This window comes from Streptomyces sp. 2P-4 (genome assembly GCF_030167965.1).
GTDB lineage: Bacteria > Actinomycetota > Actinomycetes > Streptomycetales > Streptomycetaceae > Streptomyces > Streptomyces globosus_A.
In genome coordinates this window covers 2,972,760-2,990,855 of record NZ_CP095011.1, presented here as the reverse complement: position 1 = coordinate 2,990,855, position 18,096 = coordinate 2,972,760, and the positions used below count along the sequence as shown (strand labels likewise).

Sequence of the window (18,096 nt, the reverse complement as noted above, 5' to 3'; positions counted from 1 at the left end):
CCGCGGGGATCCGCCCGCACGGGTGGCCGGGGTGCGGCGTGTTGACCGTGCCGGGGTCATCGGCGGACGGCATATGTGCCTGCCGTCCGGCGGGGCGGGACGCCGCCCCGCCGGACGGGGACGGTCAGCGGGAGGGGGTGATGCGGCCCGTGACCTCGCCCAGGCCCACGCGGGTGCCCGCCGGGCCCGGGGCCCAGGCCGTGAGGGTGACCGTGTCGCCGTCCTCCAGGAACGTCCGCTTGCCCTCGGCGAGCTCGATGGCGTCGCGGCCGTTCCACGTCAGCTCCAGCAGGGAGCCGCGCTGGGCGACCTCGGGGCCGCTGACGGTGCCGGAGCCGTACACGTCGCCGGTGCGCAGGGAGGCGCCGTTCACCGTCATGTGGGCCAGCTGCTGGGCGGCGGTCCAGTACATCGTCGCGAACGGCGGGTGCGCGACCTCCTGCCCGTTGACGGAGACGGTGATGTGCAGGTCGAAGCCGCCGGGCCGGTCGGCGTCGGCGTCGTCGAGGTAGGGCAGCAGCGGGAAGTCGCGGGCCGGCGGTGCGGTGCGGGCCGCGTCGAGGGCCTCCAGCGGGGTCACCCACGCCGAGACGGAGGTGGCGAAGGACTTGCCGAGGAAGGGGCCCAGCGGGACGTACTCCCAGGCCTGGATGTCGCGCGCGGACCAGTCGTTGAGGAGGAAGAGGCCGAAGACGTGGTCCTCGAAGTCGCCCAGCGCGACGGGGCTGCCCGGTTCGGAGGGGGTGCCGACCAGGAAGCCGACCTCGGCCTCGATGTCGAGCTTGACGGACGGGCCGAAGACCGGCGCCGGGTCGGAGGGGGCCTTGCGCTGCCCGGAGGGGCGGACGACGTCCGTGCCGGAGACCACGATGGTGCCGGAGCGGCCGTGGTAGCCGATCGGCAGGTGCTTCCAGTTGGGGGTCAGCGGTTCGCCGTCGGGGCGGAACATGCGGCCCACGTTGGTGGCGTGGTGCTCGCTGGCGTAGAAGTCGACGTAGTCGGCGACCTCGTAGGGCAGGTGCAGGGTGACCGCGTCCAGCGGCAGCAGGTGCGGCTCCACGGCCTCCCGGTGCCCGGGGTCGGTCACCCAGGCCGTCAGGGCGCGGCGCACGTCGCGCCAGGCGGTGCGGCCGGCGGCCAGCAGCGGGTTCAGCGAGGGGTGGCCGAGCAGGCCGGCGTACGGGGAGCCGAGCGCCTCGGCGGCGGCCCCGGCGTCGAGCACGTGCCCGCCGATGCGCACGCCGATCCGGCGGCGGGCGTCGCCGCCGGTGGAGAAGACGCCGTACGGGAGGTTGTGCGGCCCGAACGGGTCGCCCTCGGGGACATCGAGGGGGCTCTGCTGGGGCATGGGGTACTGCCTCGCTTTCGATGCGGCCCGGGGGGTGTCCCGGGGGCTTGTTGACACGTTACGTGGCTGGTGGGGCCTGCGGGAGGCCGGATTCGGGCGCTATTTGTAGGACTTGTCCAACGGGGTCCGTATCCTTGCGCCGTGACTTCCGCCCCGCTTTCGGCCCTCCCCTTCTCTCTGGTCGCCACTGATCTGGACGGGACCCTGCTGCGCGCCGGAGACACCGTCTCCGCCCGCTCGTACACGGCGCTCGCGACGGCGCGCGCTGCGGGCGCGCAGCACATCATCGTCACCGGGCGCCCCGTACCGCAGGTACGCCATGTTCTTGACAGGTTGGGATATACGGGGCTCGCGGTGTGCGGGCAGGGCGCGCAGTTGTACGACACGGCGCGCGGCGTCCTGCTGCACTCCGTCGAAATGGACCGTGAGCTGGCGGAGGTGGCGCTCGGCAAGATCGAGGCCGAGATCGGCGAGGTGTACGCGGCCGTCGACCAGGAGGGGGTCGACGCGGCGATGCTGATAGGGCCCGGCTACCGGATGCCGCACCCGCACCTGCCGACGGTCCGGGTGCGCCGGCGCGCGGACCTGTGGGCGGCGCCGATCACGAAGGTGCTCCTGCAGCACCCGGCGCTCGACGACGACGAGCTGACCCGGCTCGCCCGCGGGGTCGTCGGGCACATGGTCAACGTGACGATGGCGGGGGAGCACACGGTCGAGCTCCAGCCGCCGGGGGTGAGCAAGGCGAGCGGGCTGGCGCTGGCGGCGGAGCTGCTGGGGGTCGGGGGGCCGGGCACGATCGCCTTCGGGGACATGCCGAACGACGTCCCCATGTTCGCGTGGGCCGGGTACGGGGTGGCCATGGCCGACGCCCACCGCGAACTCGTCGCGGTCGCCGACGAGGTGACGCTGTCGAACGAGGAGGACGGCATCGCGGTGGTGCTGGAGCGCCTCTACGGCTGAGCCGCCCGGCGGGCGGCGCGCGGCGTGCGCCGGGGGCGCGGCCGGCCCCCGGCGCCGCCCGGCGCGGGGCCTCAGCCCCCCGTGCGCGGGTGGCTCCGGCGCCAGGTGCGGTGGAAGACGGCCTCCCCGCCCTCCCGGCACAGCAGCTCGTCCTCCGTGTGGAAGGCGTCCGCGTCGCAGGAGGTCTCCGAGCGGGCCTCCACCACGGTGTCCCAGCCGAGGCCGGGCCGGTGCAGCCGGATCCGCCACGTGCAGCGGACGCGGGCAGACAGGGCGTCGCCGTCGCGGATCGCGTACTCCTCGTCCGCGTCCTCGGCGTACTCCAGCCCGTCCGGGTGGATCCTGCGCCACTCCGGCCGGGGCGCCGCCTCAAGCCGCCACGTCCCGGCCGCGACGTCCCGGACGACCCGCCGCGGCGGGCGCGGCGGGTCGAGGGTCTCCGGGACGACGGCCCCGAGCGGCGGCGCCTGCTCGGGCGGCGCGAAGCCGACGCCGGCGTCGGTCTGCGGCGACGGGCCGCGGACGGGCAGGACCAGCGCGCTGCCCGCCGGGTCCAGCGTCCAGCCCGCCTCCGACCCGGCCCGCGGCCACAGCCACGGCCAGTACGCGGAGGAGAGGGCGAGCCGGATGCGGTGCCCCGGCGGGAACGCGTATGCGGCGGCGCCCAGGTCGAGGACGACGTCCTCGTACGCCCCCGCCGGCCACGGCACCGCCTTCTCCGGGCCGAGCCGCGCGGACAGGTTCAGCGCGCCGCGGGTGACCAGCGTCGAGGAGCCGTCGGGGGCGACGTCGCACAGCCGTGCCGCGACCTGCCCGTGCGGGACGTCCAGCCGCAGCCGCAGCGCCACCTGCGGCCGGCCCAGCACCTCCACCGGCTGCCCGGCCGCGACGGGGAACTCGAAGCACGCGGACTTCGCGTCCTCCTCCCGCTGGTCGGGCGGCAGGTCGGCGTCGCCGCCGCGCGGGACGAACCGGCCCGCGTCCAGCCCGGTGTGCTGCGGCGAGGCCACCTCCACCGGCTCGCCCCGCAGCGCGTACGTGACCGGTGCGACGGCCCGCGGCGGCCAGGCGGCCTCGCCCGCCCACCTCCCCGGCAGCTCCCCGTACGCGGTGGCCGGCGGGCGGGAGGCGCAGATCCAGGTCCGCAGCAGCGGCTCGTCCATCACCCCGTTGGCCGCGCCCCGCAGCCAGTGGTCCCACCAGCGCAGGGTCTCCTGCAGGAAGCCGATCGCCGGGCCCGGCGGCAGCCCGCGGTCGGGGTAGGCGTGCGGCCAGGGGCCGAGCAGGCCGCGGACCCGGCCGGGCGGCAGGCGGGACACCAGCCGGAGCACGGTGTCCCGGTACGGGTCGTGGAGGCCGCCCACGGCGAGGACGCCCGCCCGGACGGCGGCGGGGTCCTCGCAGAGGCCGCCGTGCGCCCAGTGGGCGTCCCGGGTCTGGTGGGCCAGCCAGGTGCCGGAGGGCGGGTCGAGCGCCTCCAGCCGCGTCAGCCACTGCTCGCGCCAGTCGTCGCCGGCGTACAGGGGGTCCGGGGGCCGGGCGGCCAGCGCGAGCAGCGCCGCCGACCCGGCGTGCCCGTCCGCGGCGACGACCGAGCCGCCCAGGTAGGGCGCGGCGCCGCCGAAGGCGTCGTCCGCCGCGCACACCGCGACCACGGCGCGCAGCGCGTCGGGCGCCAGGGAGGCGATCCGCAGGGCCAGTGCGCCGGCCCAGGACATGCCGAACATCCCCACCGCCCCCGTGCACCACGGCTGCGCCGCCAGCCAGCGCACCACCGCGACCCCGTCGGCGGCCTCCGGGCCGTCGCCGCCCCGGGCGTACGGCGCGTACGGGCCGCCGGGCACGCCGCCGCTGCAGCCGTGGCCGCGGACGTCCACCCGGACCGAGGCGTAGCCGTGGCCGGCGTACCAGGGGTGGCGGCGGGCGTCGCGGGGAGCGGTGCGGTCGGTCAGCCGGTGGGGCGCGTACTCCAGCAGGGCGGGCACCGGCTCCGGGGTCACCGGGCGCCAGATCCGGGCGTACAGGGCGATGCCGTCGGGCATCGGGATCCGGACATCCTCGCGCGCGGTCCCGTACGGGAAGTCGGTGCGGACGCTCATACGGGGGCCTCCGCCGTGCTCCCGGCCGGTGCGGGGCCGGCGTCCGGTCGGCGAGCCGTCCGCCTGCGGCGCGGGCGCGCGGGACCATGGGGGCGGAGGCCGGGCTGTCCGGCCCCTGCGGGCGCCGGCTCCGCGGGCTCCGCCGTGTCGATCACGGGTCTGGGCAAGGCGTGCGCTCCGGTTTCTTTCGGCTTTTTCCGAACATACCGGGGTGGATCGGACAGTGCGGGGACGGCGGCACGACGGGTGCTCTCCGTGATCGAAATCGGACCGGATACGCTGGCTTGAGTGATGGCAGCGACACATCGACAATCCAGGTGATCGTCAGCGTGATCGTCAGCAGACAGGAGTACCCCTCGTGACCGTCGTCGGGCCGTTCGGACTGAGCGTGCGGGACCAGGCTCTTGAGGCCGATGTCCAGGCCGGACTGGCCGCCGTCGAGGCGGGTCTGCTGGAGGCCACCAAGAGCGAAGTCCCCTTCATCACCGAGGCCGCGCAGCACCTGGTCAAGGCCGGCGGCAAGCGGTTCCGGCCGCTGCTGGTCATGCTCGCCGCCCAGTTCGGCGACCCGTACGCGCCCGGGGTCGTCCCCTCCGCGGTGGTCGTCGAGCTCACCCACCTGGCCACGCTCTACCACGACGACGTCATGGACGAGGCGGACGTGCGCCGCGGCGTCCCCAGCGCCAACGCCCGCTGGGGCAACTCGGTCGCCGTCCTCACGGGCGACTTCCTCTTCGCCCGCGCCTCGCACATCCTCGCCGACCTCGGCCCCGAGGCCGTGCGCATCCAGGCCGAGGCCTTCGAGCGCCTCGTGACCGGCCAGATCCTGGAGACGGCCGGCCCGCGCGACGGCCGCGACCCGGTCGCCCACTACCTCGACGTCATCGCCGGCAAGACCGGCTCGCTGATCGCCGTCTCCGGCCGGTTCGGCGCCCTGATGTCCGGCGCCGACGACTCCGTCGTCGACATCCTGACCCAGTACGGCGAGCGCCTCGGCACCGCCTTCCAGCTCGCCGACGACGTCCTCGACATCGCCTCCGACTCGCACGAGTCCGGCAAGACGCCGGGGACCGACCTGCGCGAGGGCATCCCGACCCTGCCCGTGCTGCTGCTGCGGGAGCGGGCCGAGCAGGGCGGCGACCCCGCCGACCTGGACCTCGTACGCCTCCTCGACGGCGACCTCGCCGACGACGCCCGCCACGCCGAGGTCCTCGCACGGCTGCGGGTCCACCCCGCGCTGGAGCAGGCCCGCCGCGACACCGTCCGCTACGCGCAGGAGGCGCGGGCCACGCTGGCCCCCCTGCCGGAGTGCTTCGCGAAGTCGGCCCTGGAGGAACTCTGCGACGCGGTGGTCCACCGCGCGGGCTAGTACGGCAGGACCGTTGCCGTGCCAGGGCCTACCCTGGGCGCGGTACGCGTCCGTAACCCGCCCGGGTGGAGGAGGCCTGATGGGGCCCGACGTCTGTCTCCGCATCTCCCAGGAGGCCCGTGACCGGCTCGCCGCAGCGGCGGCGGAGGAGGGCCTGTCACTGCGCGCCTACCTGGTCCGGCTCGCCGGAACCCTGCCCGCCCCGCAGGAGCGGGCCGGGCAAGCCGGGCAGGCGCGGGCCGCGCTGAAGGAGTGGAGCGGCCACGCTCCGACCCCTGCCGAGGTGCAGGACCTCGACAGCGAGTTGGACCGGCGGCTGGCCCGGGCGATCGCCCGGTGAGCGGCGCCGTGCGCACGGCCCCGGACGGCGCGCGGTCCGATGCCTGATCCGGCGCCCTGACAGGGGCGGCCCCCCGGCCGCACCGGGCGGTCCGGGGAGCCGTCGGGGCGTCAGCTGCAGGGCGGGATCGCGGAGTCGGCCTGGGCGTGGCGGGCGGGGATCCAGCCGCGGCCGTCGGCCAGGCGGTACCAGACCGGGTTGCCCTCGACGTCCTCGCCGTTCGTCTGGCAGATCACCGACGTGTGGGAGTGCGCCTTGAGCGTGCCGGTGGGTTCCTGGTCGCTGCCCGGGCCGCTGTGGATCTTCACCGGCTTCTTGGACGCGATCTTCACCTTGTGGCGCTCGACGTGCGAGCAGTCGTCCTTGCAGGGGCAGGCCACCAGGGTGACCCGGTTGCTCGTCGTGGTCACCGTCGTGCCGTCGGGGCCCCGGCCGGTGGCGGTCGCCGTGTTCTTGATGCGGCCGGCCTTCACGTCGGCCTCGGTCGTCGTGTAGGTGGCGGTGCAGGTCATGGACGCGCCCGGGGCCAGGGTGGTGGCGGGACAGGTGACCGGCGGGGTGCCGGGGCCGTCGTCGGTGAGGTGGATGTCGCTGACCGGTACGGTGCCCGTGTTCGTCACCTCGAAGGTGTAGTGCAGGACCTCGCCGGCCTTCGTGAAGGCGCTCTCCTCGACGTCCTTGCGGATCCGCAGCCTCGGCTCGGCGGACGTGACGGGCACGGTGACCGTGCACCTGCCCGCCGCGGTGCAGGTGCCGCCCTGGGCGGTGGGGGTGACGGTGTTGCGGAGGCTGTGGTCGCCGGCGGTCGGCGAGTCGACCCGGACCTGGTAGGTCACGGTGGCCGTGGCCTGCGCGGGCAGCAGCCCGCTCCAGGCCAGCGTCCGGCCGTCCAGCTCGGCCGTCCCCGTCGACGCGTTCACCGAGCCCGGTACCACGGCGCCGTCGTCGAGGATGCCGGACAGGTCGTCGCTGAAGGCGGCGTTGGCCAGGACCTCGCCGGTGTTGGTCACCGTGACGGTGTAGGTGACGGTGTCGCCCGGGTCCACGGGCCCGGCGGTCGACGCGGTCTTCTCCACCGTGTACGCGGGCTCGGGGCACTGCCCGGCGTCCTGGAGCGCGGTGGCCCCGAAGAAGGGGCTGCCGGTCGCCTCGACGACGGTGACCGGCAGCGGCTCCGCCGACTCCGCCGTCGGCAGGCTGGTGAGCCGGTAGATGTCCCCCGCCGAGCCGAAGGCGTACACGCTGCCGCCGGACAGTGCGCCCCCGAACATCTGGGGGATCGTCCCGATCTGGGTCACGGTGTTGTCGGGATGGATGCGGAACACCGCGGACGGGGCGCTGGTCTGGCCCGCGGGGGAGGCGAAGGCCAGGATGTCGCCGTCGGCCAGGGTCAGGAAGTCGCCCGCGGAGACGAATCCGGCGGGGAACGCGTACGGCGCCGCGCTGCTCGCGCCGGTGGCCGGATCGATGAGGAAGATCCGGCCGGTCCCGAACGAGCCGGCGATCAGCATGCCGTCCGCCCGCGCCGTCAGGCCGTTGACCGCGGACGAGCCCTGCGCGCTCAGGTCCGCGATCGGACCGGTGACCGGGACGCTCGCGGTCTCCGCCCCGGTCACCGGGTCGAGGGTGTAGAGCGTCGTCGATCCCCTGCCGGGGAAGTCGACCCCGTACAGCCTCGTCCCGTCCGCGCTGAAGGCGATGTCGCCGTAGTCGCGGACTGCCGGGGCGGAGGAGAGGACGCCGCCCTCCGTGTCGTACTGGATGAGCCGGCGGGCGGTGCCGCCGGTGTTCGCCCACAGCGGGCTGGGGGGACAGTCCGCGAGCGCCGCCCGTGGACCGGCGGCCGAGGTGCCCGCCACCGCATGCCGCGCCTGGGTCGGCTGGGCGGCGGCGGCCTGAGAGCCCAGCAGCGCTCCGGTGCCCGTCAACCCCAGGACCAGAGCGACGGCCGCGGCCGTCAGCCGGTGCCGCGAGGCACCTCGTGGGAGCAGGGTCATCAGTCCTCCACTTCTCGCTGCGGCGCCGCGTTGGCGCCCGCGCCGGGCCCGCCGTCCGCCGGTGGGCCGGTGGGCCGGTGGAGATTTACTCACGCCGTAAGCCGCGAAGGGGACATATGACACATAAAAGGATCATCAGCACCCACGTGGAGTACCGGGGCCCCCGTCCCCTACGGGTGGGGGAGGGGGAGGCCGCGCCGTGTCATCCCCTGGGCGTACGCGCAGTTGAGTCCGAGGGGTGACGCCCCGGACCCCGCCCGTTTGGTCCCATGGAGACACCCCACCGGAAGCGACGAAGAGCCCCCGTAGACGAAGAGGCAGGGCAGACATGGCAACGAACGACAAGACCCGCAAGGCCGCCCGGTACGCCGTACCGGTCGCGGTGGCGGGTGTGGCCGCCGCGACCGTGGCGATGGTCCCGGCCTTCGCGAACGCCGGCAGCCCCGAGCTGCCGAAGGTGACGGCCCAGCAGCTGATCGAGAAGATCGCCGCGTCGGACGTGCAGCAGTTCTCCGGCAGCGCGAAGATCACCACGGACCTGGGGCTGCCGTCCTTCGCGAGCGGCCTGCTCGGCGGCGGGGGCGTCGCCGGCGGCTCGGCCGACCCGCAGGAGAAGCTCGCGCAGCTGGCGAACGGCACGCACACGCTGCGCGTCGCGGCCGACGGCCCCGACCGCCAGAAGCTGACGTTCGTCGACGGCAAGGACGAGTACAGCCTGATCCACAACGGCGCCGAGGTCTGGGCCTACGACAGCAAGGCCAACGAGGTCTGGCACGAGAAGGACGCCGGGGCGGCCGGCGGGGACCGCCACAAGACGGCCGACCGGGCCGGCGCCTCCCCGCAGCAGGTGGCCAAGGAGGTGCTGGAGGCCGCCGGCCCGACCACCGAGGTCAGTGTCGGCGAGACCGCGCAGGTCGCCGGCCGGGACGCCTACCAGCTGGTCCTCAAGCCCAAGCACGGCGGCTCGACCCTCTCCTCCGCCAAGATCGCGGTCGACGCGCAGAACGGCGTGCCGCTGCGCGTCCAGGTGCTCTCGGTGGAGGGCGGCAAGCCGATCCTGGACGCCGGCTTCACGAAGGTCGACTTCGCCAGGCCCGCCGCGGACACCTTCGCCTTCACCGCCCCCAAGGGCGCCAAGGTCACCGAGGGCGCGCCCGGCGGCCGCGGGCCGGGCCACGAGAAGGAGTTCAAGGGCCTGGAGGCCTTCCCCGGCCTGGAGGCCGTCACCGGCGGCGCCGGCGCCGCCGGCCCCTCGAAGGTCATAGGCGAGGGCTGGTCGGCGATCGCCCGGATCGACACCGGTGCGGGCCGGGGCCTGAAGGACATCGAGAACGACAAGAACGCGCCGAAGGAGGCCAAGCAGTTCCTGGACTCCCTGGGCGACAAGGTGAAGGGCTCCTTCGGTGAGGGCCGCGTCTTCTCCACCCGGGTGGTCAACGCCCTGATCACCGACGACGGCCGCGTCTACGCCGGCGCCGTCACCAAGGACGCCCTGCTGAAGGCGGCGAACGCCGACAGGTGACCGGCCGCGGCGGCCGTACGGGCCGCGCGGCGCACACCGGGGTGGGCGGGGACTGTGTCCCCGCCCACCCCGGCCCGTTCCGGCCCCGCGTACAGCGGGGCCGCTGTACCGTGTCAGGCATGTCGAGACACGTCACCATCCGCCTGGACGAGGAGTTCCACGACCGCCTCAAGGCGCGAGCGGCGGCCATGGGGACGACGGTCACCGCGCTGATCACCGAGGTCACGGAGCGGGAACTCGACGAGGACCGGAGCAACTTCCTCTCCGGGATAGAGGAGTTCGCCGTCCACTGGGGCTACTTCCAGGAGCGGTTCGGCAATTGAAGATCACCATGGAGTGGGCCTGGACCGCTCTGGCCCACCATCTGCCGTCGGATCCCGCCGTGTGGGATCCCTCAGGGGTGGCCGCCGCCGTCGCCCGCCACCGGAACGACCTCGTCCTGGTGCCCGAACAGCCCGCCCCGGACACCGCGTGGCGGGCCGCCGCGTTCCTGCACACCCTCGCGGTGTGCCCGGCGCTCGAATCGCCGATGAACGAGTTCTACGCGGCCGCCGCCACCCGCTCCTACCTGCGCGTCGCCGGGGCGAAGCAGCTGCCCTCGCCCGAGGAGCTCGGCGACCTCGTGGAGGCGGCGAAGCTGGGCCGGGCCGACGTCGGGGCCGTGGCCGAGGAGCTGCGCGCCCTGATCAGGGAACCGCTCGACGCCTCCCCGGGGCTGCGCGGCGGGGAGGCGTAGAGCGCGGAGACACCGTCAGAAGGTGATCTTCCAGCTGTTGACGTAGCCGACGTCCTGGGCGGCGGCGTCCCGGACCCGGAGGTTCCACACGCCGTTGGCCGTCTCGGAGGAGGCGTTGACCGTGTAGGACCCGACGATGTTGTCGGCGCTGCCGCCGCTGCGGTTGTGCAGGTTGTAGACGCTGCCGTCCGGGGCGACCAGGTCGACGACGAGGTCCCCGCGGTAGGTGTGGACGATGTTGACGTCCACCTTGGTGGTGGCCGGCGCGTTGCCCGCGACCCCCGAGACCGTGATCGGCGAGCTCACCGCGGAGCCCGGGTAGTCCGGGATGCTCACGTCGGCGGTGTTCTCGAACGACGGGCCCGGCGGAACCGGGGTGGAGGCGCCCAGGTGCCAGATCGCGTAGGCGATGGCGTCGCTGTTGCGGTCCAGGGCGGTGTCGTTGATGGCCGAGGTGGTGTCGCAGGAGGAGTGGTAGCAGCGGTCGAAGGCCTGGCCGGCGGTGCCGCCCCACTTCTGCGCCTGCGCCGAGGTCTTGGTGCGGCTGGCGCCGGTGAACAGGCCGCCGACGGGGATGCCGACGTTCTTGAAGGAGGCGTGGTCGGAGCGCCCGTCGCCCTCGGTCTCGATCTCCGTCGGGATGCCGATGCCGGAGAAGTAGTTCTTGAAGGTCTGCTCGATCGCCGGGTCGTCGTCGTAGACGAAGTAGCCCGCGTTCGAGGAGCCGATCATGTCGAAGTTCAGGTAGCCGGAGAGCTTCGCGCGCTCGGCGGACGGCAGGTTGTTGACGTAGTACTTCGACCCGACCAGGCCGAGCTCCTCCGCGCCCCACCAGCCGAACCGCAGGTGCTTGGTGGGCTGCAGCTGGGCGCGCGAGACGGCCAGGGCGGCCTCCAGGACGGCCGCGGAGCCGGAGCCGTTGTCGTTGATGCCGGGGCCCGAGCTGACCGAGTCCAGGTGCGCGCCGGCCATCAGCACCGAGGCGGGGTCGCCGCCCGGCCAGTCGGCGATCAGGTTGTAGCCGGTGGTGCCGTTGTACGTGAAGGTCTGCACCGTGGTGGTGAAGCCGGCCGCGTCCAGCTTGCCCTTCACGTAGTCGATCGAGGCCTTGTAGCCGGCCCTGCCGTGGGCGCGGTTGCCGCCGTTGTTGTTGGCGATCGTCTGGAACTGCGACAGGTGGGCCTTGACGTTGGCCAGCGGGATGTCGGGCGGCGTGGGGGCCGCGGCCGCTGCTGGGGGTGAGGCTTGGGCGGCGGGCGCGGTGGCGGCGAACAGGCCGGCGAGCGCGAGCGCGGTCGCGGCGGCAAGACGCCTGGAGACGGACAGGCTCATGTGGGGGCTCCGGGAATTCCGTTGGGGATTGAACGGAACGTGCGGGGATGGCGGTGAGCAGTCGTGCGTCAGTGCGAGCCCGATGTTGAGTGAGGGTATGACCATCCGTCAAGACCGCGATCCGGTCAGGGTCGTTCGGAAAACGGACGATCCCCGTCACGCGGGTGGCGTGACGGGGATCGCGGGGGCCGTGGGGCGCGGGGGGCGCCGTCCTACGCGCGCTCGGGCGCCGGGGCGGCCGGCGCCGCGGCGGCCGCGGAAGCGGAAGGAGCGGGCACCGGGGCGGGCAGGGGGGCGGAATCGGCGGCTGCCGCCCCGGCGGCCGCCAGGCGGGCGCGCGTGGCATGGGCGGTGCGGAGGGCGTCCCAGGTCAGCACGGCGAGTGCGGCCCAGACGAGGGAGAAGCCGATCCAGCGCTCCGTCGGCATGGCCTCGCGGAAGTAGAGGACGCCGAGGGCGAACTGGAAGACAGGCGCGAGGTATTGGAGCAGGCCGAGCGTGGACAGCGGGACGCGGATCGCGGCCGCCCCGAAGAACACCAGCGGCACCGCGGTCACGAGTCCCGTCGAGGCCAGGAGCGCCGAGTGCGCGAGGCCCTCGGAGCCGAAGGCGGCCTGCCCCTGCAGGCCGAGCCAGACGAGGTAGGCGAGGGCGGGCGGGAAGAGCAGGGCGGTCTCGGCGGCCAGCGATTCGACGCCGCCCATGTTGAGCTTCTTCTTGATCAGCCCGTACGCGGCGAAGGAGAAGGCGAGGACCAGCGAGATCCACGGCGGGCGCCCGTATCCGACGGCGAGCACCGCCACGGCGGCGAAGCCGATCCCGACGGCCGCCCACTGGGCGCGGCGCAGCCGCTCGCCGAGCAGGAGGACGCCGATGGCGATGGTGACGAGCGGGTTGATGAAGTAGCCGAGGCTGGACTCGACCACCGCGCCGTTGTTGACCGCCCAGATGTACAGGCCCCAGTTCACGGAGATCACCGAGGCGGCGAGCGCGGTCAGGCCGAGCTTGCGGGGCTGCCGCGCGAGCTCGCGTATCCATCCCCAGCGGCGCAGGGCCAGCAGCAGTACGCCGACGACGGCGAGCGACCACACCATGCGGTGGGCCAGGATCTCGACCGCCCCGGCCGGCTTGAGGAGCGGCCAGAACAGGGGAACCAGGCCCCACATCCCGTACGCGCCGAATCCGTAGAGCAGACCCGTGCGCTGCTCGTTCTCCGCCTTCACGAAGGCCTCCCGTCGCATTCCGGCCAACCTCACGACGAACTTAGCGCTGCGGAGCCCGGATGTCATGCCCGTAACGGCGAGATACTCATGACAGATCCGGGGTCTTGTGCGGCCGGCGCCGGGCGGACTCGCAGATTCCGCCCGGCGGCGGGGCGCGCGGGGTGCGGGCGGCGGGTCAGCCCGCCAGGGCGGCGGAGATCGCGGCGGAGATCGGCGTGGTGGGCCGGCCGATCAGCCGGGACAGGTCGCCGCCGGTGTGGGCGAGGCGGCCGCGGGAGATCGCCGCGTCCACGTCGACGAGGAGCGCCGCGAAGCCCTCGGGCACCCCGGCGCCGGTCAGGATCGACAGGTGGGCGTCGGCCGGCACCTCGGTGTACGCGACCTTGCGGCCGGACTGCGCGGCGACCTCGGCCGCGTACTCGGCGAGGCTCCAGGCGGTGTCGCCCGAGAGTTCGTAGACCGTGTTCTCGTGGCCCTCGCCGGTCAGGACGGCTGCCGCTGCGGCGGCGTAGTCGGCGCGCGCCGCGGAGGCGACGCGCCCGTCGCCCGCGCTGCCGACGACGGCGCCGTGCTCCAGGACGCCGGCCAGGTGGCCCGTGTAGTTCTCGTGGTACCAGCCGTTGCGCAGGAAGGTGTAAGGCAGGCCCGAGTCGAGGACGGCCTGCTCGGTGGCCCTGTGCTCCGCCGCCAGCTCGAAGTCGGCCTCGGGGCCGCCGAGGATGCCGGTGTAGGCGAGGAGGGACACGTCGGCGGCCTTCGCCGCATCGATCACGGCGGTGTGCTGCGCGGTGCGCCGGCCCACCTCGTTGCCGGAGATCAGCAGGACGCGGTCGCCCCGGCGGAAGGCGCCGGCCAGGCTCTCGGGGGAGTCGTAGTCGGCGATGCGGATCTCCACCCCGCGCCCGGCAAGGTCGGCGGCCTTCGCCCCGTCCCGGACGACGGCGGCCACCTCGGCCGCGGGGACACGGGCCAGCAGCTCCTCCACGACGAGGCGGCCGAGGGCTCCGGTGGCTCCGGTGACGACGATGCTCATGGCGGGTGCTCCCTTGCAGTGGGCGCGGGGCCTCTCCCCGGCTCACACGCCACCTTACAGAGAGCGCTAACTTTTTGAAAGTACTCGGGGTGCGGGCCCGTCCTCCTTGCGGTGCGGGCCCGTCATCCCGTCCCGCGGCGACGGCCCGCCGGGGCGGCGCGCACCGCACACGACGAGGCCCGGAGCTCCTGGTGGAGCCCCGGGCCGGGGGATCGGCGCGCCGACAAGTTCAGCCGACGACGGTCCAGGTGTCGTTGCCGGCGAGCAGCGCGGCGAGGTCGCCCCCGCCCTTCGCCTCGGCGGCCGTCTCCAGCTGCTCGGCCATGAGCGTGTCGTACACCGGCCGCTCCACGCTGCGGAAGACGCCGATCGGCGTCCGGTGCAGGGTGTCCGGGTCGGCCAGCCGGGACAGCGCGAAGGCCGTGGTGGGGCTTGCCGCCCGGGCGTCGTGGACCAGGACGCGCGCCTCGTTCTCCGCGGTGACCTCGACGACCTCCAGGTCCCCGGTCGCCGGATCGCGTACGACGCCCTTGCGGCCGCCCGCCCCGAGGCGGATCGGCTGCCCGTGCTCCAGGCGGATCACCGCCTCCTCGGCCCGGTCCCTGTCCTTCAGGGCGTCGAAGGCGCCGTCGTTGAAGATGTTGCAGTTCTGGTAGATCTCCACCAGCGCCGTGCCCGGGTGGTCCGCGGCCGCCCGCAGCACCTCGGTGAGGTGCTTGCGGTCGGAGTCGACGGTGCGCGCCACGAACGACGCCTCCGCGCCCAGCGCCAGCGACACCGGGTTGAAGGGCGCGTCGAGGGAGCCCATCGGCGTCGACTTGGTGATCTTCCCGAGCTCGGAGGTGGGGGAGTACTGCCCCTTGGTCAGCCCGTAGATCCGGTTGTTGAACAGCAGGATCTTGAGGTTGACGTTCCGCCGCAGCGCGTGGATCAGGTGGTTGCCGCCGATGGACAGCGCGTCGCCGTCACCGGTGACGACCCACACCGACAGGTCGCGCCGGGAGGTGGCCAGGCCCGTCGCGATGGCGGGGGCCCGGCCGTGGATGGAGTGCATCCCGTACGTGTTCATGTAGTACGGGAAACGCGAGGAGCAGCCGATGCCGGAGACGAAGACGATGTTCTCCCGCGCCAGCCCGAGCTCCGGCATGAAGCCCTGCACCGCGGCGAGCACGGCGTAGTCGCCGCAGCCGGGGCACCAGCGGACCTCCTGGTCGGACTTGAAGTCCTTCATGGACTGGCGGGCCTCGGCCCTGGGGACCAGAGAGAGCAGGCTCGCCGTGTCGGTCGCCTCAGTCATTGATGGCCTCCTCCAGTACCTTCGCGAGCTGCTCCGCCTTGAACGGCATGCCGTTGACCTGCGTGTACGAGCGGGCATCGACCAGGTAGCGGGCCCGCAGCAGGGTCGCGAGCTGCCCGAGGTTCATCTCCGGCACCACGACCGTGTCGTAGCTCCGCAGCACCTCCCCGAGGTTGCGCGGGAAGGGGTTGAGGTGGCGCAGGTGGGCCTGCGCGACCGGCAGGCCGGCGTGGCGCAGCCGGCGGACGGCGGCCGTGATCGGCCCGTACGTGGAGCCCCAGCCGACGACCAGGGTCCGGGCGCCGTCCGGGTCGTCGACCTCCAGGTCGGGCACCTCGACGCCGTCGACCTTGGCCTGGCGGGTGCGGACCATCAGGTCGTGGTTGGCGGGGTCGTAGGAGATGTTCCCCGTGCCGTCCTGCTTCTCGATGCCGCCGATGCGGTGCTCCAGGCCGGGAGTGCCCGGCACGGCCCACGGGCGGGCCAGCGTCTCGGGGTCCCGCTTGTAGGGCCAGAAGACCTCGGTGCCGTCCCGGAGGGTGTGGTTCGGCCCGTCGGCGAAGGCGACCCGCAGGTCGGGCAGCTCCTCCTGGTCGGGGATCCGCCAGGGCTCGGAGCCGTTGGCGAGGTACCCGTCGGACAGCAGGAACACCGGCGTCCGGTACGTCAGCGCGATGCGGGCCGCGTCCAGGGCTGCGGCGAAGCAGTCCGCCGGGGTGCGCGGGGCCACGATCGGCACCGGCGCCTCGCCGTTGCGCCCGTACATGGCCTGGAGCAGGTCCGCCTGCTCCGTCTTGGTGGGCAGGCCCGTGGAGGGGCCGCCGCGCTGGATGTCCACGATCAGCAGCGGCAGCTCCAGGGAGACCGCCAGGCCGATCGTCTCCGACTTCAGCGCCACGCCCGGCCCGGAGGTGGTGGTGACGCCGAGTGCGCCGCCGAAGGCCGCGCCGAGCGCGGCGCCGATGCCGGCGATCTCGTCCTCGGCCTGGAAGGTCCGCACGCCGAAGTTCTTGTGCCGGCTCAGCTCGTGCAGGATGTCCGAGGCCGGGGTGATCGGGTACGAGCCGAGGTAGAGCGGCAGGCCGGCCTGCCGGCTCGCGGCGATCAGCCCGTACGACAGGGCGAGGTTCCCGGAGATGTTGCGGTAGGTGCCGGTCGGGAACGCGCGGGTGGCCGGGGCCACCTCGTAGGAGACCGCGAAGTCCTCGGTCGTCTCGCCGAAGTTCCAGCCCGCGCGGAACGCCGCGACGTTCGCCTCGGCGATGTCCGGCTTCTTGGCGAACTTCTGCCGCAGGAAGTTCTCCGTGCCCTCGGTCGGCCGGTGGTACATCCAGCTCAGCAGGCCCAGCGCGAACATGTTCTTGCTTCGCTCGGCCTCCTTGCGGGAGAGCCCGAAGTCCTTCAGCGCCTCGACCGTGAGGGTCGTCAGCGGCACCGGGTGGATGTTGTACGCGCCCAGGGAGCCGTCCTCCAGGGGCGAGGTGTCGTAGCCGACCTTCGCCATCGGGCGCTTGGTGAATTCGTCGGTATTGATGATGATCTCCGCGCCGCGCGGAACGTCGGCGATGTTCGCCTTCAGCGCGGCCGGATTCATCGCCACCAGCACGTTCGGGGCATCGCCCGGCGTGAGGATGTCGTGGTCCGCGAAATGCAGCTGGAACGAGGAGACGCCGGGCAGGGTGCCGGCGGGGGCCCGGATCTCGGCCGGGAAGTTCGGCAGGGTGGAGAGGTCGTTCCCGAAGGCCGCCGTCTCCGAGGTGAACCGGTCGCCGGTGAGCTGCATGCCGTCCCCCGAGTCACCCGCGAAGCGGATGATCACCCGGTCGAGGCGGCGCACTTCCTTCCCGCCGCCGCCCGGACCCGGGGGCGTCCTCTGCTCGCCGACGACTGCCGGCTCGGCGCCGCCGGCCCCGTCGGCCTGCTCGGCTGGGCTACTGACCTGACTGGTCACTGAACTGGACCTCCTTCGAGGCGTGGCGTTGCCGCTCCAAGGCCCACCCTACGACGCCGGGCCTGCCCATATCGGGGACATTCATACTCCGGACCGCCGCACAAGACGGCCTCCGGTCAGAATTCCGCGAGATTCCGCGGCAATCCCGGGGATTCACCCATTCCGATTTTTTCGGCGGCGTTCAGGAAAAGGTGTGAATCCCCGGGAGGCGCCCGGCCCGGAGGGGCGGTCAGGAGCGCAGGTAGGCCAGGACCGCCAGGACGCGCCGGTGGTCGCCCTCGCTGGGCGACAGGCCCAGCTTCATGAAGATGTTGCCGACGTGCTTCTCGACGGCGCCGTCGCTGACCACGAGCTGCTTGGCCACCGCCGAGTTCGTCCGGCCCTCCGCCATCAGCCCCAGCACCTCCCGCTCGCGCGGGGTCAGCCCCGCCAGCACGTCCTGCCGGCGGCTGCGCCCCAGCAGCTGGGCGACGACCTCCGGGTCCAGCGCGGTGCCGCCGCGGGCGACGCGGACCACCGCGTCCAGGAACTCGCGGACGTCGGCCACCCGGTCCTTGAGGAGGTAGCCCACGCCGGTGCTGGATCCGGCCAGGAGCTCGGTGGCGTACTGCTCCTCCACGTACTGCGACAGCACGAGCACCCCGACCCCGGGGTGGCTGCGGCGCAGCCGTACGGCCGCCCGGACGCCCTCGTCCGTGTGCGTCGGGGGCATCCGCACGTCGGCCACGACCACGTCGGGCAGCGCGCCCCCGGCCCCCAGCTCGTCCACCGTCCTGAGCAGGGCTTCCGCGTCCCCGACGCCCGCGACGACGTCGTGCCCCCGGTCGGTCAGCAGCCGCGTCAGCCCCTCCCGCAGCAGCACCGAGTCCTCGGCGATGACCACCCGCAC

At 73.6% G+C, this 18,096-nt stretch carries 15 protein-coding genes; 6 read left to right on the top strand and 9 right to left on the bottom strand.

Annotated elements, in window-relative coordinates:
- Nucleotides 1-124: 124 nt before the first annotated feature.
- On the bottom strand, nt 125-1,348 hold the full coding sequence (gene fahA, locus MUK52_RS12815) for a fumarylacetoacetase (RefSeq protein WP_114053678.1): 1,224 nt from the start codon (nt 1,346-1,348) through the stop codon (nt 125-127).
- A 141-nt stretch (nt 1,349-1,489) separates the two neighbouring features.
- On the opposite strand from fahA, the gene MUK52_RS12810 reads away from it, so the two are divergent.
- Entirely contained in the window at nt 1,490-2,308 is an 819-nt protein-coding gene (locus MUK52_RS12810) for an HAD family hydrolase (protein WP_114053679.1), read from the top strand.
- Between the two features lie 71 nt (nt 2,309-2,379).
- Here MUK52_RS12810 and MUK52_RS12805 read toward each other — a convergent pair whose 3' ends face one another.
- Nucleotides 2,380-4,407, bottom strand: coding sequence for a CocE/NonD family hydrolase (locus tag MUK52_RS12805; protein ID WP_284576277.1), 2,028 nt, complete (start codon nt 4,405-4,407; stop codon nt 2,380-2,382).
- 358 nt (nt 4,408-4,765) lie between these two features.
- Between MUK52_RS12805 and MUK52_RS12800 the strand changes: the two genes are divergently transcribed.
- Together MUK52_RS12800 and MUK52_RS12795 are read left to right on the top strand one after the other, a co-directional pair.
- Complete coding sequence (locus MUK52_RS12800) at nt 4,766-5,776, top strand: polyprenyl synthetase family protein (RefSeq protein ID WP_114053681.1); 1,011 nt, start codon at nt 4,766-4,768, stop codon at nt 5,774-5,776.
- Nucleotides 5,777-5,855: 79 nt separating this feature from the next.
- Nucleotides 5,856-6,116, top strand: coding sequence for a hypothetical protein (locus MUK52_RS12795; RefSeq protein WP_114053683.1), 261 nt, complete (start codon nt 5,856-5,858; stop codon nt 6,114-6,116).
- Between the two features lie 110 nt (nt 6,117-6,226).
- On the opposite strand, the gene MUK52_RS12790 is transcribed toward MUK52_RS12795, so the two are convergent.
- Complete coding sequence (locus MUK52_RS12790; protein ID WP_114053684.1) at nt 6,227-8,113, bottom strand: CLIPPER-2 domain-containing protein; 1,887 nt, start codon at nt 8,111-8,113, stop codon at nt 6,227-6,229.
- 328 nt (nt 8,114-8,441) lie between these two features.
- On the opposite strand from MUK52_RS12790, the gene MUK52_RS12785 reads away from it, so the two are divergent.
- The 3 genes from MUK52_RS12785 (at nt 8,442) to MUK52_RS12775 (ending at nt 10,371) form a co-directional block, all read left to right on the top strand.
- Nucleotides 8,442-9,635 (top strand): LolA family protein, encoded by a 1,194-nt coding sequence (locus MUK52_RS12785; RefSeq protein WP_284576276.1) that lies wholly within the window; start codon nt 8,442-8,444, stop codon nt 9,633-9,635.
- A gap of 119 nt (nt 9,636-9,754) precedes the next feature.
- A complete protein-coding gene (locus MUK52_RS12780) occupies nt 9,755-9,958 on the top strand; it encodes a plasmid partition protein ParG (protein ID WP_114053686.1) in 204 nt (67 codons plus the stop codon).
- Nucleotides 9,955-10,371, top strand: a complete 417-nt coding sequence (locus tag MUK52_RS12775) for a hypothetical protein (RefSeq protein ID WP_246042288.1) — start codon at nt 9,955-9,957, stop codon at nt 10,369-10,371. The genes MUK52_RS12780 and MUK52_RS12775 overlap by 4 nt, the downstream gene beginning before the upstream one ends.
- Before the next feature lie 15 nt (nt 10,372-10,386).
- Here MUK52_RS12775 and MUK52_RS12770 read toward each other — a convergent pair whose 3' ends face one another.
- The 6 genes from MUK52_RS12770 to MUK52_RS12745 all read right to left on the bottom strand — a co-directional run bounded on the left by MUK52_RS12770 (nt 10,387) and on the right by MUK52_RS12745 (nt 18,096).
- Entirely contained in the window at nt 10,387-11,703 is a 1,317-nt protein-coding gene (locus MUK52_RS12770) for a M28 family metallopeptidase (protein ID WP_284576275.1), read from the bottom strand.
- Nucleotides 11,704-11,915: 212 nt separating this feature from the next.
- The gene (rarD, locus tag MUK52_RS12765; protein ID WP_284581700.1) at nt 11,916-12,926 is read right to left on the bottom strand and encodes an EamA family transporter RarD; all 1,011 of its coding nucleotides are present in this window, start codon (nt 12,924-12,926) and stop codon (nt 11,916-11,918) included.
- A gap of 175 nt (nt 12,927-13,101) precedes the next feature.
- Nucleotides 13,102-13,959, bottom strand: a complete 858-nt coding sequence (locus tag MUK52_RS12760) for an SDR family oxidoreductase (protein WP_284576274.1) — start codon at nt 13,957-13,959, stop codon at nt 13,102-13,104.
- Nucleotides 13,960-14,188: 229 nt separating this feature from the next.
- Entirely contained in the window at nt 14,189-15,256 is a 1,068-nt protein-coding gene (locus MUK52_RS12755) for a 2-oxoacid:ferredoxin oxidoreductase subunit beta (RefSeq protein ID WP_284576273.1), read from the bottom strand.
- On the bottom strand, nt 15,249-17,207 hold the full coding sequence (locus MUK52_RS12750; RefSeq protein WP_284576272.1) for a 2-oxoacid:acceptor oxidoreductase subunit alpha: 1,959 nt from the start codon (nt 17,205-17,207) through the stop codon (nt 15,249-15,251). Before MUK52_RS12750 ends, MUK52_RS12755 begins: the two co-directional genes overlap by 8 nt.
- A 229-nt stretch (nt 17,208-17,436) precedes the next feature.
- Nucleotides 17,437-18,096, bottom strand: a complete 660-nt coding sequence (locus MUK52_RS12745; protein WP_281277965.1) for a response regulator transcription factor — start codon at nt 18,094-18,096, stop codon at nt 17,437-17,439.

Coding starts and splice junctions, on each gene's coding strand:
- MUK52_RS12805 (WP_284576277.1), bottom strand. CDS start 4,407: ATGAGCGTCCGCACCGACTTCCCGTACGGGACCGCGCGCGAGGATGTC.
- MUK52_RS12760 (WP_284576274.1), bottom strand. CDS start 13,959: ATGAGCATCGTCGTCACCGGAGCCACCGGAGCCCTCGGCCGCCTCGTC.
- MUK52_RS12770 (WP_284576275.1), bottom strand. CDS start 11,703: ATGAGCCTGTCCGTCTCCAGGCGTCTTGCCGCCGCGACCGCGCTCGCG.
- MUK52_RS12790 (WP_114053684.1), bottom strand. CDS start 8,113: ATGACCCTGCTCCCACGAGGTGCCTCGCGGCACCGGCTGACGGCCGCG.
- MUK52_RS12795 (WP_114053683.1), top strand. CDS start 5,856: ATGGGGCCCGACGTCTGTCTCCGCATCTCCCAGGAGGCCCGTGACCGG.
- MUK52_RS12780 (WP_114053686.1), top strand. CDS start 9,755: ATGTCGAGACACGTCACCATCCGCCTGGACGAGGAGTTCCACGACCGC.
- MUK52_RS12785 (WP_284576276.1), top strand. CDS start 8,442: ATGGCAACGAACGACAAGACCCGCAAGGCCGCCCGGTACGCCGTACCG.
- fahA (WP_114053678.1), bottom strand. CDS start 1,348: ATGCCCCAGCAGAGCCCCCTCGATGTCCCCGAGGGCGACCCGTTCGGG.
- MUK52_RS12755 (WP_284576273.1), bottom strand. CDS start 15,256: ATGACTGAGGCGACCGACACGGCGAGCCTGCTCTCTCTGGTCCCCAGG.